This is a genomic window from Polynucleobacter sp. JS-JIR-II-c23 (assembly GCF_035011225.1).
Lineage (GTDB): Bacteria > Pseudomonadota > Gammaproteobacteria > Burkholderiales > Burkholderiaceae > Polynucleobacter.
In genome coordinates, this window is the sequence record NZ_JAYGQT010000001.1 from 213,365 (window position 1) to 228,090 (window position 14,726).

Here is a 14,726-nt window from a genome sequence, read left to right on the forward strand (position 1 = left end):
TATGTTGTTAACCAATAAAAATCGTTTAATTGAAATGCTGAGTGCTGCACTTGCAGGCTTGGCTCAGGAGCGCGACCTAGGGGAGGCTCCTACCCCCCGTTTGGAGCGTCCCAAGGCTGTTGACCATGGTGATGTCGCTTGTAATATCGCCCTTCAGCTAGCAAAGGCTTGGAAGCTGAACCCGCGTGAGCTGGCACAGGCTTTGGTAGAGCGCTTGCAGCAGCAAGTAGGCTTTAATGAGCTGATTGCATCCTGTGACATCGCTGGCCCTGGCTTCATTAATTTCCGCCTTAGCAATGCTGCTAAGACTGCTGTAGTTCAGGAGATCCTTTCTGCGGGAGCTCATTTTGGCGAGTCTGTGCAGGACGGTCGGTCTGCGCCAAGCGCCATGATTGAGTTTGTCTCCGCCAATCCAACCGGCCCATTACATGTAGGTCACGGTAGACAAGCAGCGCTGGGCGATGCCTTAGCTAATCTATTAGCTACCCAGGGAATCAAAGTTCATCGTGAGTTTTATTACAACGATGCCGGTGTGCAGATCGCGAATTTAGCCTTGTCTGTTCAAGCACGCTTACAGGGTTTGAAGCCTGGTGATGCCAACTGGCCTGAGCAGGCATATAACGGCGAATATATTGCGGAGATTGCGGGCGCATTTAAAGCCTCTCCAGAATTTAAAGATGATCTTGAAGCCATTCGTCAATTTGCGGTTGCTTATTTGCGTAATGAACAAGACATTGATTTAAAAACCTTTGGTGTGAAATTTGATTGCTATTACTTAGAGTCCTCTTTATATACCGATGGTAGCGTTGCTCAAATCGTTGGCGATTTACAGAGCATTGGTAAGACCTATGAATCCGAAGGTGCGCTCTGGTTGAAGAGTACGGATGATGGTGACGATAAAGATCGCGTAATGCGTAAGTCTGATGGTAGCTTTACCTACTTTGTGCCTGATGTGGCGTATCACACCAGCAAGTGGAATCGTGGCTTTCAGAAAGTGATTAATGTGCAGGGTAGTGATCACCATGGCACGATTGCCCGCGTGCGTTCAGGCTTGCAGGGCGTGGCACAAAAGCGCGGCTGGGATATTCCTAAAACGTATCCAGAGTATGTGCTGCATAAGATGGTTACGGTTATGCGCCATGGTGAAGAGGTCAAAATTTCTAAGCGTGCGGGCTCATATGTCACTGTGCGTGATTTGGTTGAATGGTCTGGTGGCGTTACTCCAGAGATGACGCCTGAAGAGCGGGAGTTAGCTTTGCAACGTGGTCGCGATGCTGTGCGCTTTTTCTTGATCTCACGTAAAGCAGATACCGAGTTCGTTTTTGATATTGATTTAGCCTTGCAGCAAAACGATGAGAACCCAGTGTTCTATGTTCAATATGCGCATGCAAGAATTAATTCAATCTTGCAGCAGTGGGGTGGTCAAATATCGGATTTGGCTGCGGCCGATTTATCGCTCTTACAAAGCAAGGCATCGGATCATTTACTGCGTCGTTTGGCTGAATACCCAGAAGTTCTGACCGCTGCTGCCGAAGAGTTGGCACCGCATGCATTGGCTTTTTATCTGCGTGACTTAGCAGGTGATTTCCATACCTTCTATAACGCAGATCGCGTCTTGGTTGATGATCAAAACTTAAAGCAAGCGCGCCTTGCATTGCTACTGGCAACCCGTCAGGTTCTGCAAAATGGCTTAAAAGTACTCGGGGTATCTGCGCCAATAAAGATGTAATGGCGAGGTATGAAGTGAAGATGTAAGATGAGGAAATGATGAAAACACCGAATCAACAAAACTCCCAATACGGCGGCACTATTCTCGGCTTTATTTTGGGTTTGGGCGCCGGTCTTGGAATCGCCTTTGTCATTGCCTTTTACCTTTCTAAAAATACCCCTCAAGAAAGACCGGGGATGCGTGCCCCAAGTCTGCCTTTGATCATTAAACCTTCTACAGCACCTGCTGAAGGTGAAGCAGGTGCCCCTGCTGAGCCAGTTGATTTAAATAAGCCGCTCCAGGGTAAATCACCCGCCCCAGCCTCATCAGACCCGATAGGTGATTTGGTAAATGGTAAGAAAACTGCTGACAAGCCAGCAGATGTAGCTCCTGCAAGTAAATCAGACTCCATTTATTTCTTGCAAGTGGGCGCGTTTACTAAACGTGCCGATGCGGATGCACAAAAAGCGAATTTAGCAATCCAGGGAATTCAGGCCCAGTTAAGTGAAGTCACGAGTGACGGCAATACCCTTTGGCGCGTGCGTGTAGGCCCCTATAACAGTGTTGATGAGAGTAACTCAGTGCGAGACAAATTGAGTGGCATTGGCATTAAACCAACCCTAATCAAATCCAGTAAATCATGATTTCATTCAGCAAAAGATTCATTACTTTATTAGCACTACTTTCTTTAAGTGGTTTTGCTAGTGCGCAAGCTCAAAAAATCGAAGAAGGTTTTGATTACCGCATATTGCCTGTTGCGCAGCCTGTAGAAACCAAGGGAAAAGTAGAAGTTATTGAATTCTTTTGGTACGGTTGCCCGCATTGCTACGACTTTGAGCCAGAGCTAAGTGCCTGGGTAAAGCGCCAGCCTAAAGACGTTGTCTTTAAAAGAGTTCCCGTAGCTTTCCGTGACGATTTCTTACCCCATAGCCAAATGTATTACGCACTTGAATCGATGGGTAAGGCTGATGCCTTAAATGAAAAAGTCATGTACGCGATGCACAAAGAAAATAAGCGCCTTTTGACTGAGACAGAGATTGCGGATTGGGTTGCGTCCCAGGGTGTTGATCGCAATACCTTCTTGGCAACTTATCGCTCTTTTGCCGTAGTTTCTAAAGCGCGTGCCGCCAAGCAATTGACCGAAGCCTATCGTATTGATGGCGTACCGACTATTGTGATGCAAGGTAAGTACGTTACTTCACCGTCTATTGCTGGATCTAAAGCTAAAGCAATTGCAGTAATGGATTATCTAGAAGAGAAAATTCGTAAAGATAAGTACAAGTAGTAACTTCGAAACAGGTTGCTGCGTAATGCTTTAGTGCCGCTTAAATTTTGACAAGGTGGCGCACAATCCAAAAGTAGATTGGATAAGGCAAGATTCTCAAAAACTTTAAGAATCTTGTGAATCTCTTGGGGAAGTGAATATCAAACTCCCCATTCTGAATGCCGGCCAATATCTCGCTAGCCGCTTCTTCTGCGCTAATGAGCGCTGGCATTTCAAAATCATTTTGTGCAGTAGCCTCAGTGGCTACAAAGCCCGGGGAAATCATATGTACACTGACTCCAGTTGGCAGCAAGTCGTAATATAAATTCTCACAAAAATTGATGATGGCGGCCTTACTGGGGCCATACGCCAAGGCCTTCGGTAGGCCGCTGTAACCTGCAACGCTCCCAACAATAGCAATATGTCCTGAGTGAGCTTTGAGCATTTCCGGCATCACTAATGCTACAGCTCTCATTGGACCTAGAAGGTTTGCATCAATGGTTTGCTCTGCAATTTTGAAATCAAAATTGTCTACGCGTAGCGGTATGTACATACCGGATACAAAAAGAAGGAGATCAATTCCACCCCAAGCGCTCACAATAGTTTTATAGCCATCGTGCAGTTGGGCATCATCTGTGACGTCCAATGGAATAACGAGGCATTGATCAACCCCTGCAGTGCTGGCAATTTGATTTAATCGTTCGGCTCTGCGGCTAGAAAGTGCTACCTTAGCGCCTTTAAGAAGAAGGGCCTTCGCACAAGCTTCGCCAATGCCGCTCGATGCGCCAATGACCCAGACTCTTTTGCCTGAAAAACGATCTATTCCGCTTTGTTTCATGCGCTTAATGCATCAGAAGATGCTGGTGATGGTTGATGGCTTAATGTGAATTGCACTACATCGATATTACGCTCAGTAAAGCCGGCGGCACAATACATGAGATAGAAGTTCCAAAGGCGTATGAATGTTTCATCAAAGCCAAGTTGACGAACTTCTTGCAGTTTTTGATTAAAGCTATCACGCCACAAGCAAAGTGTTCTTGCGTAATCACAGCCAAAGGCGAATTCATCATCAATCTGTAATCCGGCTTTAGCCGCGCTTGCTTTAAAGCTTGCCCTTGAAGGTAGCATGCCTCCAGGAAATACATACTGCTGAATAAAGTCAGTATTGCGCCTGTAGCGATCAAAAAGATCTTCTGCAATCACAATCGTCTGGATACAAGCTTTGCCACCTGCTGTAAGACAATCAGCAATCGTTTCAAAATACTCTGGCCAATGCTTTTCTCCGACTGCTTCAAACATTTCGACGGAAGCAATACCATCAAATTTTTCTTGGCAATCACGATAGTCTTGAAGGCGGACTTCAAATCCAGGGGGGTTGGCAACTTGAGCTTGCACTTCTAGCAAACGTTTCTCTGCAAACACTTTTTGCTCTGTAGAAAGAGTTAGGCCAGTAATAGCTCTATTGTTACGAAGAGATTCCTCCATGACGCCACCCCAGCCACAGCCAATTTCTAGTATGTGATCTCCTGGTGCAGTCTTCAAGGATTCTAGAATGCGTCGAATCTTTGCACGCTGTGCATCAGCTAAAGCTTGCTTATTACCTTCAGAAAACCAAGCGCTCGAGTAACTCATTGTGGGATCAAGCCACAGCGTATAAAAAGCATTGCCTAGGTCATAGTGCGCATGAATATTCTTACGACTACCTGCTTTGCTGTTATCTCGCAGCCAGTGTTTCAGGCGGTAAAAAATGGATCCGTACCAATTGCCGTAAATGGCTTTTTCTAAAATGGTTCGGTTGCGTATGGCTAACTCAAGCAGTGCTTTGAGGTCGGGAGTATTCCATTTGCCTTGAATATAGCTCTCGGCAAAACCAATATCTCCATGGGACATGATCTCTTTAAATACAGACCACTCCAAGATATGAATTTCTGCATGTAATTGATCGCTTTGAATACCAAACTCCCGCTTCTCGCCATTGGGAAGGGTGAGTTTTAAATGACCACTGCTTAGCTTTGTCAGGAGGGTTAGGAGTGCCTTAGCCTTAATTTGGTGTTGCGGCGAAGCGATATCTCGTCCTTGTGGACGAGAAAAATTGAGTCTGGAGAGAAGGGATTGTCCTGGGCGATTCATCTGCTAACTTCAAGTTCTGGTGGTTTAGGCTTTGAGTGAAAGGGTACACCTTTTACCCACAATTTCAATGCTTGCCAATGTATTCGGAAAATGACACCCAAGCTCATTAATGGGTAGCGTAGTAGCGCCAGCATGATATTGGTGCGACTGAGTGGGCGGCTGGTGCCGCTAATGCTGGTGTTAATGAGGGGTTGGCCGTCCTCATGAAGCTCAATGCGACAGACATTATTCTTGCCGCTACTACTATCTTGCGGAAATAAAAAGCGGAAATGGTAATCACCACGTACTGCACAAAATGGTGAAACGTGAAATACCTTTTTACTACTAAGTGTTTCGCCCGAGTGCAATTCTTCGCCCGAATCTTTGTGCAGTAAATAGCAATGACGCTCACCAAAAGTATTGTTAACTTCAGCTAGTACCGCTTGTACTTTGCCATCAGTGCGCGTGCAGATCCAAAAGCTCACCGGATTAAAGACGTAACCTAGCACCCTAGGAAAAGTCTGTAGCCAAATTTCTCCATCGACATCTTGTACATGATTGTCAGTCAGAATCTTTTCGATCCAAGCAAGGCTATTCGATTCTCCTTGGCCATGGTCCTTATCAAAAAATGCACAAAGACCCCAACGGTTATCACTTAAGCCGTTTTGACTCAGTAAATTTGGATTAGTGCTACGAGCACGCATAGGTATGGAGACGGTAAATACTCCATAACCAAAAGCATTCTTAGCCGGCCGCAAGCGCTGGTGTTTTACTACTCCAAAGTTAATCTTGGCATTTGACATCAACTACACATCTTGTTTGGTTTTGACTGGTTGATGAATGCTTTCAATTAAAGCTTCTGCAACTAATTCGCCGGAACGCAAGCCATCCTCATGAAACCCAAATCCTGTCCAGGCACCGCAATACCAAATAGATGATGTGCCCTGAATTAAGGGAAGCTCTTTCTGCGCCTGTATCGCATTCATATCAAAGACAGGGTGTGAGTAGTGAATCTCTTGATGTACAAGTTTTGGATCCGGCTCTTTCGAGGGATTTAAGCTCACAATAATTTGCGTATCTTTAAGTTGGTCTGGTAATGGTTGCAGGCGATTAATTAAGTAGTTAACGCTGACATGTTGTTTTGTATTTGGTTTAGCACCGGATTTAGCGGTGTAATTCCAGGCAGCCCAGCAACGTTTTGCGTCTGGCAAAAAACGAATATCGGTATGTAATATTGCTCGATTCTTTTGGTATGGAACTGATGCTAGGATATTTCTTGATTGCTGATCAATGCCATGGACTAAATCTAATGTTTGGTCGCTATGACAGGCCATGATGACTTCATCGAAGTGAGCCGAGCCAGCCTGACTGATAACCTCAACTGGCCCGCCATCATGACCTGTATTTACTCTCAGGACACATTCCCTTTTAATGGCAACCCCATACTTTTCTAGTGCTGTCACAAGGCGCTTTACATATTCTCGTGAACCGCCCTTGATGGTCAACCATTGCGGACGATTTTGGATTTGCAAAAGGCCGTGGTTATGGCAGAAGCGCACCATGGTTTGAATAGGAAACCCGAGCATCTGCTCGACTGAACAAGACCAGATGGCGCCGATCATCGGTAGAAAGTAATTCTCTTTAAAGCTTTGACTAAAGCGATGGCGCTTTAAAAAATCCGCAATTTTTTCATCAGGCTCTTTATATTGATGGCCGGCCTCAATTTGGTCATGCGCTAGCTGAGTAGCCAATCGATTAAAACGCATGATGTCATAGGCCATTCTCCAAAATGATGGTGAGAGAAGATTGGATCTTTGTCCAAAAAAAGAATTAATGTCATTACCAGCCCACTCAATCTTTTTTCCTGCCCCAGATTTGGCGGCCGTATCAATCGATACTGAAAAGGACATTTCTGATGGAGCTACTGGCGCCTGAATTTCTTCGAATAAACGCACAAGACGTGGATAAGTCTTGCGGTTAAATACCAGAAAACCAGTGTCTACACCGTGTGTGATGTCTTTGCCACCGATGTTGCAAGTGATATCGACTGTATTGCTGTGACCGCCAATGTGATCGCCAGCTTCATATACGGTAATTTCAAATTCAGGATGTTGTCTTAGGGCGTAGGCGCAGCCTAATCCAGAGATGCCTGCGCCAATAATGGCAATTCTTTTTTTACTCACTGAGCTTTTTCTCCTAAAAGCTTTTCAATTTCATTTGTAATGCCGCTGCTAGTAGGTTTGGTGACGCTTCCAAACGAATCAACCACATTACCATTTCGATCGATTAAATATTTATAAAAATTCCATTTTGGAGTTGTGCCAGTTTTAGCAATCAACATCTTAAATAGGGGGTTTGGGTTGTTGCCAGAAACCGTGCTCTTAGCAAACATCGGAAATTTCACGTCATAGGTGTTCTTACAAAAATCGGCAATCTCTTTATTGCTACCAGGCTCTTGTTGTCCGAAGTCATTAGAGGGAAAGCCTAGAATGACAAAGCCCTGATCCTTGTATTTGGCGTAAATCTTCTCAAGACCCTCATATTGGCTCGTAAAGCCGCAAAAGCTGGCCGTATTGACTACCAATAAGACCTTCCCTTGATATTGGCAAAGGTTTTGCGGCGCTTCATCCTGCAAGCGAGGAAAAGTATGGGAGAGCAGGGGGCTGCAAGTGGGCGCAGCATTGGCTAGCTGAAATCCAGACAAGAATGCAAATAGCCCAAATAGGCAGTTCATTACAAAACGGGGCATATTGCACCTTTTTTATTCACGAGTGAGAAGCCAAGTCTAAGACATTCTGGGTAATATCGCTGGCCTCGCAAGAATGCCATTAATATTGGGTTATGAGTCATTTGCCACCCCCCTCTTTTGAAGCAAAAGTCTGCTCACCAGAACAGCTTGCTGCTCGCCTGGAAAATCTTCCTAGACCATTGGTATTTACTAATGGAGTCTTCGATATCCTGCACCGTGGCCATGCCAGCTATTTGGCCCAGGCCCGCGCCTTGGGGGCTAGCTTGGTCGTGGGCGTGAATTCTGATGCCTCAGTGAAGATGTTGGGTAAGGGCGATGACAGACCTATTAATTCAGAGGCTGATCGTCAGGCTTTATTGGCTGCATTGGAAAGTGTGGATATGACTGTGTTGTTTACCGAACAAACACCAGTCAATTTGATTGAAAAAATTCGTCCTGATATTTACGTTAAGGGTGGTGATTACGAAATCGACACTTTGGCAGAAACCCATCTGGTAAAAAGTTGGAGTGGTAAAGCAGTTGCGATACCTTTCCTATACGAGCGCTCAACTACAAGCCTCTTAGGTAAGATTCGCTCTTAAAGGTTTTGTAGTAACCACGCCCAGGTACCGCGAAGTACTAACCCTTCAGTTACTTCCACAGCTTGCTTGATTGACAAATTGGTTTTTGTAATTTCCTGCGCTAGGACTTTAGCATTTCCGCCATCAAGCCAAATTTTTTCAATGGGAAAATTTAATTCTTTTGCCTGCTGTATTCCGTACAGAATTGCACCAATTTGCGCTGCATCACAACCGCCGATAATTGCGTCATTGGTGGAGCATCCAAATCCATGATGCTCCCCACGCTTAGCTAGGCTTAGCTGCGCAGTATTGTTTGCCAGACTTTCTTGCATTAATCCAAGGCCAGGCAAAATCCATCCGCCGTAATGTAAGCCGTTAGAACCTAGTAAGTCGATGGTAGTCGCAGTACCGGCATTCACAAGCAGGGTGTTTTTATTCGATAAAACTCGCGCCCCAATTAGTGCGGCCCAGCGGTCTGCGCCGAGCTTGCTGGGATCTTGATACAGGCTACGCATCCCTGCATAAGTGCTATCCCCTTTGAGTTGCTTCCAATCCAAATCACTCCATTGTGGAAATAGTGATTTAAGATTAGTCATTGCCTCATGGCCAGCAACGCAGGCAAAACCAATGGCTGCAGGCTTCGGTAAGGTTTTAGAAATATATTCCGCCAACTCAGCTCGATGTTCTGCTGATTGCAAAGACTTACTGCTAATAGAGCCTGAGTATGCCCATAACTTTTTTTGTTGAGCACTGGGATTTTGTGTTGACTCCACAGCCGCCCACTTCAGGCGCGTATTACCAACATCAAAAAATAAATAAAGGCTCATGATTGAATCCGCAATGAAACATCACCTGCATGAATGGCGATGGTTTTATTTTCTTGTTCCAATAGTAATGCCCCTGTTTCATCCACACCTTTAGCGATGCCATGAAGAGGATCTTCACCAGCGCCAGAAATGTACACGGCTTGATCTCGATAGGCATCCCAGTTCATCCAACGTTCTTTGCAGGGCTTAAATCCATTTAGGTCAAATTCGGCAAGACTGTGTTCGAGTGAGGCGATCAGTTTGAGCCAGAGATACTCTGTATCAGGAAGTGATTGCGTCAGTTGAGTAAGTGAACCCACTTTCAGGTCGGTATCTAGGTTTGCTTCAATGGCTTCTGGATTGCACAAGTTAATACCAACCCCAATAATCATCCAAGTAAGATCACCCGCTTTTGCTTGGCCGCCTTCAATGAGGATGCCGCCGAGTTTGCGCTTGTTCAGCAATAAGTCATTGGGCCATTTCAGTTGCAGGCCGGCCTCTTGAAGCGCTTCCTCGCTCAGGTTGCAAGCTTGTGCAATACCTTCTATCACTGCGAGGCCAACTAATAAGCTGAGTCCGCTGAGTTTGGCTGGAGTTCTTTTAAATGGAAAGGCGAGAGAGAAGCAAAGAGAGTCTTCGGGGTTGGCCAGCCATGCTCGGCCTGCCCTGCCTTTGCCCGCAGTTTGTTTGTGGGCAATCCGAGCCACTGGATCAATGAGTTCCCCTGCACGCCAGCGACTCATAAGATCGTCATTGGTGGATCCAGTCTCGGTAACGCGCTCAAGGATGCAATTTGCAGTCATTCCGCCATTGTAGAAAGGTCTGACCTAGAATTGTGGGATGGATCAAAAAGATCAACGACCTCGGAAGCTGGTATGGCCACTACAGGCTATGCCCTTAGCGAGGGCTATGAGCTTAAGCTACGCGCTTTTGATCATCTATGTAAGCTTGAACCCCTTTGACTTTGATTTTCAGAATGGGATCTCTGCTTGGGCTTGGTTGGATGCTCCTTTGCCTCGATTTATGACCTTATTTGATGTATCAGTCAATATCTTGGCTTACATTCCATTTGGGTTTTTGGTGATGTTTGCTGCCTACCCGCGTTGGCGTAACTATGTAGCCCTTGGAATTGCCCTTAGCTTGAGTGCTGCCCTGGCGCTAGGTGTAGAAACTTTGCAATCTTGGTTACCTACACGCATACCGAGTCAGATGGATTGGTGGGCCAATATATTAGGAGGATTGTTAGGGGGCTTATTAGCGATTCCTTTGGGGCCGCAATGGCTCTCTGGAAGTGCAATTCGTCGGCGTTTTGATCAATGGTTTGGCCTCAACTGGGCGGCTTGCGCCTTGTTCTTATTATTTCCTTGGTCACAAATTTATCCACAAAGCTCTTGGCTTGGCACGGGAGTATGGGGGCATGCCATATTTGGCTCAGTTGATTGGGGTACTGTGGTGATTAATCAGCTCATTCAAGAAACGGTTATTACCTCCTTGTGCTGGCTTGGGGTGGCCTTGCTGCTCTCTCTGGGGTTACGCGCGAAAGCCCCCCAGTGGCGTATTCTCAATGGACTGCTTGGTCTAACGGTGATGGTGAAGACTTTATTTACCGCACTTCAATTTGGCGCCGAGTTTAGTTTGATCTGGCTTACAGATGGAGCTCTCTGGGGGATGGTCATAGGCAGCATTTTATTAAGATGGACCTTAAAGCTAAAGCAAATGACAAAGTTTTGGTTAGCTTTGATTTGCTTGCTCGGCACCACAATAGCGGTCAATGTTTTGCCTGACAATCCGTACTTTATTCTGACGCTCAGACACTGGTATCAAGGGCGTCTATTGCACTTTAATGAACTGATGCAGTGGGTTTCCGTAGTATGGTTACCTCTGGCACTGATTTGGATGGTTCGAGGTGCCGTGGAATTTAAACCGAAACATTGATGAATATAATTTTTTTATGAGCTTTTCACACCACCTATTTTTTTGCCTCAATCAGCGCGCCAATGGTGAGGATTGTTGTGATCAGCACAATGCTTTTGCCTTGTTTGACTATGCCAAGAAAAGAGTGAAAGAGCTTGGTCTTGCGGGCCCAGGAAAAATTCGGGTGAATAAGGCGGGATGCCTAGATCGCTGTGTTGACGGTCCTGTCATGGTTGTCTACCCAGAGGGTGTTTGGTACACCATGGTTGACGTAGATGATGTTGAAGAAATCATCCAGTCTCATTTAATCGCAGGGCGCCCAGTCGAGCGCTTGCAATTAGCGTAGTCATTTCAGAGAGTTGAAAGTTTTTTATGAATAGCCGTACAAAAGTAATTCATATTGAAGGCATTGTTGGATCAATAGAAATGTCTATTGATCTACCAGAAGAATTGAAGAATGATCCTGCATTTGCTGTGCGTGGCTTGGCTCTCGTTGCACACCCCCATCCTTTGATGGGCGGAACGATGGACAACAAAGTGGCCCAAACCATGGCGCGTGCTTTTAACCAGTTAGGTTACGTTAGTGTGCGCCCAAACTTTCGCGGTGTAGGCGGAACAGAAGGCGTTCATGACGACGGTGTTGGTGAGTTAGAGGACTTACTCCATGTAACCGATTGGATGCGTACGCCATCAAGCTGGAGCCAATTTGAAGCAACTGCGAATCACTCCTGGGTTGGAGATGCGAATACCCTGCCGCTAGTCGTCTCCGGTTTTTCTTTTGGAAGCTTTGTTGGCAGTCACCTGGTGCAAAGGCTTTCAGAATTGGGCCGTCCAGCTGAGCGCTTAGTGATGGTGGGTAGCGCCGCGGGCAAATGGACTCTGGCTCCAGTGCCCGCAGATACGATTTTGATTCACGGGGAATTGGATGAAACCATTCCCTTAATTGATGTTTTAGATTGGGCGCGCCCGCAAGAGTTGACTGTACAAGTGGTTCCTGGTGCCGATCATTTTTTCCATCGTCGACTGCACTGCATTCGTAACATTATTACTGGTACGTGGTTGGGTATGCCAGATCATCGTAAGTAATTAGGAATAGAGAGACTATATGGCCGAAGAAAAATCATTAATCGAATACCCATCATTATTTCCTATCAAGGTCATGGGTAAAGCAAACCCAGAATATCTTCCTGCGATAGTGCATATTGCCAAACAATTTGACCCTACGTTTGACGAGACCAAGATCGAGCAACGTCCTTCTAAAGATGGAAATTATTTAGGCATTACTTTGCCAATTACTGCGACTAGCCGCGAACAGTTAGATGAGTTGTATAGAACCTTATCCACCCATCCATTGGTCAGTGTTGTCCTGTAATTGAATTCATGTCGGCTTTAGTAAAGCAACTGGGTTTAGCAGATTACGCCTCTACGTATGAGGCGATGAAGCTCTTTACTAAAGAGCGCACTAATGAAACGAATGATGAGATTTGGGTCCTAGAGCATTCACCTGTTTTCACTTTAGGTCTAGCGGGCGATGCAGGTAACTTGCATGCACCCAGCAATCAAATTCCACTCGTTCAAGTAGATCGGGGCGGAGAGATTACTTATCACGGGCCAGGCCAAATCGTGGTTTATCTTCTGCTGGATCTCAGGCGTCTTGGGATCTTCGTAAAAGAATTGGTCTCTCGCATTGAGCAGGCGCTGATAGATACGTTGGCAGATTTCGGGATTAAAGCTGAAAGGCATCCGGGAGCTCCGGGAATTTACGTCTCTCAGCAGCCAGGAGTGCCCTCAGAATGGGTTGGTGCCAAGGTGGCTGCCTTGGGCCTCAAAGTCTCCAAAAGCTGCTCCTATCATGGCCTAGCCTTGAATGTGGCCACCGATTTAGAGGCATTCAAGCGCATCCACCCCTGTGGGTATGAGGGTTTAAAGACGGTCGACATGCAAACCCTTGGGATCAAGGACAATATAGACACTATTAGCCAAAGGCTTTTGCAGCACTTACAAAAGCAACTGATGCCATCATGACCACAAATAAGCCTGACACCAAGACACCTATCGAGGCGCGCCAAGACCTCAATTACGACGCGTCACGTAAACAAAAATCGAGCGAGAAGACTGCGCGCATTCCGATCAAAATTATTCCTTTAACAGAGGTATTGAAAAAGCCTGACTGGATTCGGGTGAAGGCCGCATCTAATAATTCTCGCTTTTCTGAAATCAAAAAGATTTTGCGTGAAAACGAGTTAGTCACTGTTTGTGAAGAAGCTAGTTGCCCCAATATTGGTGAGTGTTTTGGCAAAGGAACAGCCACGTTCATGATCATGGGTGATAAGTGCACCCGTCGTTGCCCTTTCTGTGACGTTGGTCACGGTAGACCAGATCCTCTTGATGAAAAAGAGCCAGCTAATCTAGCGCGCACTATCGCTGCGCTCAAATTAAATTATGTAGTTATTACTAGTGTGGATCGCGATGATCTGCGCGATGGTGGCGCAATGCACTATGTCGATTGCATTTCTCAATCACGCGGACTCTCCCCGAATACCCGTATTGAAGTATTGGTGCCAGATTTCCGTGGTCGTCTAGATAAAGCGTTAGATATTTTTGCTGAGCATGCGCCCAGTGGTTTGCCTGATGTGATGAATCACAACCTTGAAACAGTGCCACGTTTATATAAGCAGGCTAGACCGGGCGCAGATTACTTACATTCCTTAAAGCTCTTGAAAGACTTTAAAGAGCGCTTTCCTCATGTCCCTACTAAAAGCGGCTTAATGGTAGGTCTGGGTGAAACGGATGAAGAGATTTTGGAAGTCATGCGAGACATGCGTGAGCACAATATCGACATGCTCACTATTGGTCAGTATCTCGCCCCGTCAGGACATCATTTACCCGTTACGCGTTATGTTCATCCCGACGTCTTTAAGATGTTTGAGGAAAAGGCATATGAAATGGGCTTCTCCCATGCGGCAGTAGGTGCCATGGTGCGCTCAAGCTATCACGCAGATCAACAGGCACTCGGAGCTGGGGTTGTTTAGAGGGGCTTCTAAAGTCGCTACTTTGCTAGCGGCTTTAGCCCTTCTTATTGCATGTAGCCCTAGGTTGGATTGGCGTACAGTTCAATCCCCGCAAGAAAGATATACCGCTTTATTTCCTGGCAAACCAGACAAATTAGAGCGCCGCATTCCTTATATTGATCAAGAACTTTTACAGACGCTTGAAGCGGTAAAAATTGATGATGATATTTACTCGGTCAGCACTATCCAGTTGCCGGCCAGTCAAAGTGCCTCACTAAGTAAGTTACTTTCGCAATTACAGGCTAACTTAATCGATAGGGCAAAAGGATCTGGTGGTGACGTCACTGTTGAGGATGCTTTTTATAAAACAGCAGATCGACAGCGTTTACCGATTAAAGATTATTTTTTGGATTTGAAGGTGAATAGTAATCCGCAGCAATTGATGCGCGTTCGTTGGATTAATCGAGTAGGCCCAACTGGAGATACTTGGATTTATCAGATTTCTGTCCTGCATGCCAATGCAGGAAATGAGAATGCGAAAACTTTTTTATCCGCAGAAGAGTACGAAAACTTCTTTAGTGATTTTTCTCCAGAGTAGTCTGAAG

18 protein-coding genes are annotated in these 14,726 nt (G+C 45.9%); 11 read left to right on the forward strand and 7 right to left on the reverse strand.

All coding sequences use genetic code 11. The features are described 5' to 3' along the window. Position 1: 1 nt before the first annotated feature. The 3 genes from argS to VC159_RS01210 are packed head-to-tail and all read left to right on the forward strand — an operon-like array spanning position 2 to position 2,993. On the forward strand, positions 2 to 1,729 hold the full coding sequence (gene argS, locus VC159_RS01200; protein WP_323472436.1) for an arginine--tRNA ligase: 1,728 nt from the start codon (positions 2 to 4) through the stop codon (positions 1,727 to 1,729). A 35-nt stretch (positions 1,730 to 1,764) separates the two neighbouring features. Next, positions 1,765 to 2,352: an SPOR domain-containing protein gene (locus VC159_RS01205; RefSeq protein WP_323472437.1), complete on the forward strand. Its 588-nt coding sequence runs from the start codon at positions 1,765 to 1,767 to the stop codon at positions 2,350 to 2,352. Continuing rightward, a complete protein-coding gene (locus VC159_RS01210) occupies positions 2,349 to 2,993 on the forward strand; it encodes a thiol:disulfide interchange protein DsbA/DsbL (protein WP_323472438.1) in 645 nt (214 codons plus the stop codon). Before VC159_RS01205 ends, VC159_RS01210 begins: the two co-directional genes overlap by 4 nt. A gap of 40 nt (positions 2,994 to 3,033) precedes the next feature. Here VC159_RS01210 and VC159_RS01215 read toward each other — a convergent pair whose 3' ends face one another. From VC159_RS01215 to VC159_RS01235, 5 genes are read right to left on the reverse strand one after another with little or no spacing between them, the layout of a single operon-like run. Next, positions 3,034 to 3,810: an SDR family NAD(P)-dependent oxidoreductase gene (locus VC159_RS01215; protein WP_323472439.1), complete on the reverse strand. Its 777-nt coding sequence runs from the start codon at positions 3,808 to 3,810 to the stop codon at positions 3,034 to 3,036. Further along, positions 3,807 to 5,102, reverse strand: coding sequence for a cyclopropane-fatty-acyl-phospholipid synthase family protein (locus VC159_RS01220; protein WP_323472440.1), 1,296 nt, complete (start codon positions 5,100 to 5,102; stop codon positions 3,807 to 3,809). The genes VC159_RS01215 and VC159_RS01220 overlap by 4 nt, the downstream gene beginning before the upstream one ends. Further along, entirely contained in the window at positions 5,099 to 5,884 is a 786-nt protein-coding gene (locus tag VC159_RS01225) for a DUF1365 domain-containing protein (protein WP_323472441.1), read from the reverse strand. The genes VC159_RS01220 and VC159_RS01225 overlap by 4 nt, the downstream gene beginning before the upstream one ends. 3 nt (positions 5,885 to 5,887) lie before the next feature. After that, positions 5,888 to 7,264, reverse strand: a complete 1,377-nt coding sequence (locus VC159_RS01230) for an NAD(P)/FAD-dependent oxidoreductase (protein ID WP_323472442.1) — start codon at positions 7,262 to 7,264, stop codon at positions 5,888 to 5,890. Continuing rightward, positions 7,261 to 7,815, reverse strand: a complete 555-nt coding sequence (locus tag VC159_RS01235; RefSeq protein ID WP_416350436.1) for a glutathione peroxidase — start codon at positions 7,813 to 7,815, stop codon at positions 7,261 to 7,263. The genes VC159_RS01230 and VC159_RS01235 overlap by 4 nt, the downstream gene beginning before the upstream one ends. A gap of 107 nt (positions 7,816 to 7,922) precedes the next feature. Here VC159_RS01235 and rfaE2 point away from each other — a divergent pair, with 107 nt between their 5' ends. Continuing rightward, positions 7,923 to 8,411, forward strand: a complete 489-nt coding sequence (gene rfaE2, locus VC159_RS01240; RefSeq protein WP_323472444.1) for a D-glycero-beta-D-manno-heptose 1-phosphate adenylyltransferase — start codon at positions 7,923 to 7,925, stop codon at positions 8,409 to 8,411. Here the strand turns inward: rfaE2 and VC159_RS01245 are convergent. Both VC159_RS01245 and VC159_RS01250 read right to left on the reverse strand, forming a co-directional pair. Beyond that, on the reverse strand, positions 8,408 to 9,217 hold the full coding sequence (locus VC159_RS01245; protein ID WP_323472445.1) for a type III pantothenate kinase: 810 nt from the start codon (positions 9,215 to 9,217) through the stop codon (positions 8,408 to 8,410). The two genes, rfaE2 and VC159_RS01245, sit on opposite strands and share 4 nt — an antisense overlap. After that, complete coding sequence (locus VC159_RS01250; protein ID WP_323472446.1) at positions 9,214 to 9,999, reverse strand: biotin--[acetyl-CoA-carboxylase] ligase; 786 nt, start codon at positions 9,997 to 9,999, stop codon at positions 9,214 to 9,216. The genes VC159_RS01245 and VC159_RS01250 overlap by 4 nt, the downstream gene beginning before the upstream one ends. A gap of 106 nt (positions 10,000 to 10,105) precedes the next feature. Here VC159_RS01250 and VC159_RS01255 point away from each other — a divergent pair, with 106 nt between their 5' ends. Genes VC159_RS01255 through VC159_RS01285 form a run of 7 tightly spaced genes read left to right on the forward strand, consistent with a single transcriptional unit; the run spans position 10,106 to position 14,719 of the window. Then, complete coding sequence (locus VC159_RS01255) at positions 10,106 to 11,131, forward strand: VanZ family protein (protein ID WP_323472447.1); 1,026 nt, start codon at positions 10,106 to 10,108, stop codon at positions 11,129 to 11,131. Between the two features lie 16 nt (positions 11,132 to 11,147). Further along, entirely contained in the window at positions 11,148 to 11,456 is a 309-nt protein-coding gene (locus VC159_RS01260; protein WP_323472448.1) for a ferredoxin, read from the forward strand. 26 nt (positions 11,457 to 11,482) lie between these two features. Further along, positions 11,483 to 12,196, forward strand: a complete 714-nt coding sequence (locus VC159_RS01265) for an alpha/beta hydrolase (protein WP_323472449.1) — start codon at positions 11,483 to 11,485, stop codon at positions 12,194 to 12,196. Positions 12,197 to 12,215: 19 nt separating this feature from the next. Then, on the forward strand, positions 12,216 to 12,482 hold the full coding sequence (locus VC159_RS01270) for a YbeD family protein (RefSeq protein WP_323472450.1): 267 nt from the start codon (positions 12,216 to 12,218) through the stop codon (positions 12,480 to 12,482). A gap of 8 nt (positions 12,483 to 12,490) precedes the next feature. Further along, on the forward strand, positions 12,491 to 13,135 hold the full coding sequence (gene lipB / locus VC159_RS01275) for a lipoyl(octanoyl) transferase LipB (RefSeq protein ID WP_323472451.1): 645 nt from the start codon (positions 12,491 to 12,493) through the stop codon (positions 13,133 to 13,135). Further along, complete coding sequence (gene lipA, locus VC159_RS01280; protein WP_416350419.1) at positions 13,132 to 14,142, forward strand: lipoyl synthase; 1,011 nt, start codon at positions 13,132 to 13,134, stop codon at positions 14,140 to 14,142. Before lipB ends, lipA begins: the two co-directional genes overlap by 4 nt. Beyond that, positions 14,135 to 14,719: a hypothetical protein gene (locus VC159_RS01285; RefSeq protein ID WP_323472452.1), complete on the forward strand. Its 585-nt coding sequence runs from the start codon at positions 14,135 to 14,137 to the stop codon at positions 14,717 to 14,719. Before lipA ends, VC159_RS01285 begins: the two co-directional genes overlap by 8 nt. Positions 14,720 to 14,726 lie beyond the last annotated feature (7 nt).

Excerpts from the sequence above, each read along its gene's own strand:
- VC159_RS01210 (WP_323472438.1), top strand. The coding sequence starts at position 2,349 with ATGATTTCATTCAGCAAAAGATTCATTACTTTATTAGCACTACTTTCT.
- VC159_RS01215 (WP_323472439.1), bottom strand. The coding sequence starts at position 3,810 with ATGAAACAAAGCGGAATAGATCGTTTTTCAGGCAAAAGAGTCTGGGTC.
- rfaE2 (WP_323472444.1), top strand. The coding sequence starts at position 7,923 with ATGAGTCATTTGCCACCCCCCTCTTTTGAAGCAAAAGTCTGCTCACCA.
- VC159_RS01245 (WP_323472445.1), bottom strand. The coding sequence starts at position 9,217 with ATGAGCCTTTATTTATTTTTTGATGTTGGTAATACGCGCCTGAAGTGG.
- lipA (WP_416350419.1), top strand. The coding sequence starts at position 13,132 with ATGACCACAAATAAGCCTGACACCAAGACACCTATCGAGGCGCGCCAA.
- argS (WP_323472436.1), top strand. The coding sequence starts at position 2 with ATGTTGTTAACCAATAAAAATCGTTTAATTGAAATGCTGAGTGCTGCA.
- VC159_RS01220 (WP_323472440.1), bottom strand. The coding sequence starts at position 5,102 with ATGAATCGCCCAGGACAATCCCTTCTCTCCAGACTCAATTTTTCTCGT.
- VC159_RS01265 (WP_323472449.1), top strand. The coding sequence starts at position 11,483 with ATGAATAGCCGTACAAAAGTAATTCATATTGAAGGCATTGTTGGATCA.
- VC159_RS01270 (WP_323472450.1), top strand. The coding sequence starts at position 12,216 with ATGGCCGAAGAAAAATCATTAATCGAATACCCATCATTATTTCCTATC.
- VC159_RS01250 (WP_323472446.1), bottom strand. The coding sequence starts at position 9,999 with ATGACTGCAAATTGCATCCTTGAGCGCGTTACCGAGACTGGATCCACC.
- VC159_RS01225 (WP_323472441.1), bottom strand. The coding sequence starts at position 5,884 with ATGTCAAATGCCAAGATTAACTTTGGAGTAGTAAAACACCAGCGCTTG.
- VC159_RS01255 (WP_323472447.1), top strand. The coding sequence starts at position 10,106 with ATGAGCTTAAGCTACGCGCTTTTGATCATCTATGTAAGCTTGAACCCC.
- VC159_RS01260 (WP_323472448.1), top strand. The coding sequence starts at position 11,148 with ATGAGCTTTTCACACCACCTATTTTTTTGCCTCAATCAGCGCGCCAAT.
- VC159_RS01205 (WP_323472437.1), top strand. The coding sequence starts at position 1,765 with ATGATGAAAACACCGAATCAACAAAACTCCCAATACGGCGGCACTATT.
- VC159_RS01235 (WP_416350436.1), bottom strand. The coding sequence starts at position 7,815 with ATGAACTGCCTATTTGGGCTATTTGCATTCTTGTCTGGATTTCAGCTA.
- lipB (WP_323472451.1), top strand. The coding sequence starts at position 12,491 with ATGTCGGCTTTAGTAAAGCAACTGGGTTTAGCAGATTACGCCTCTACG.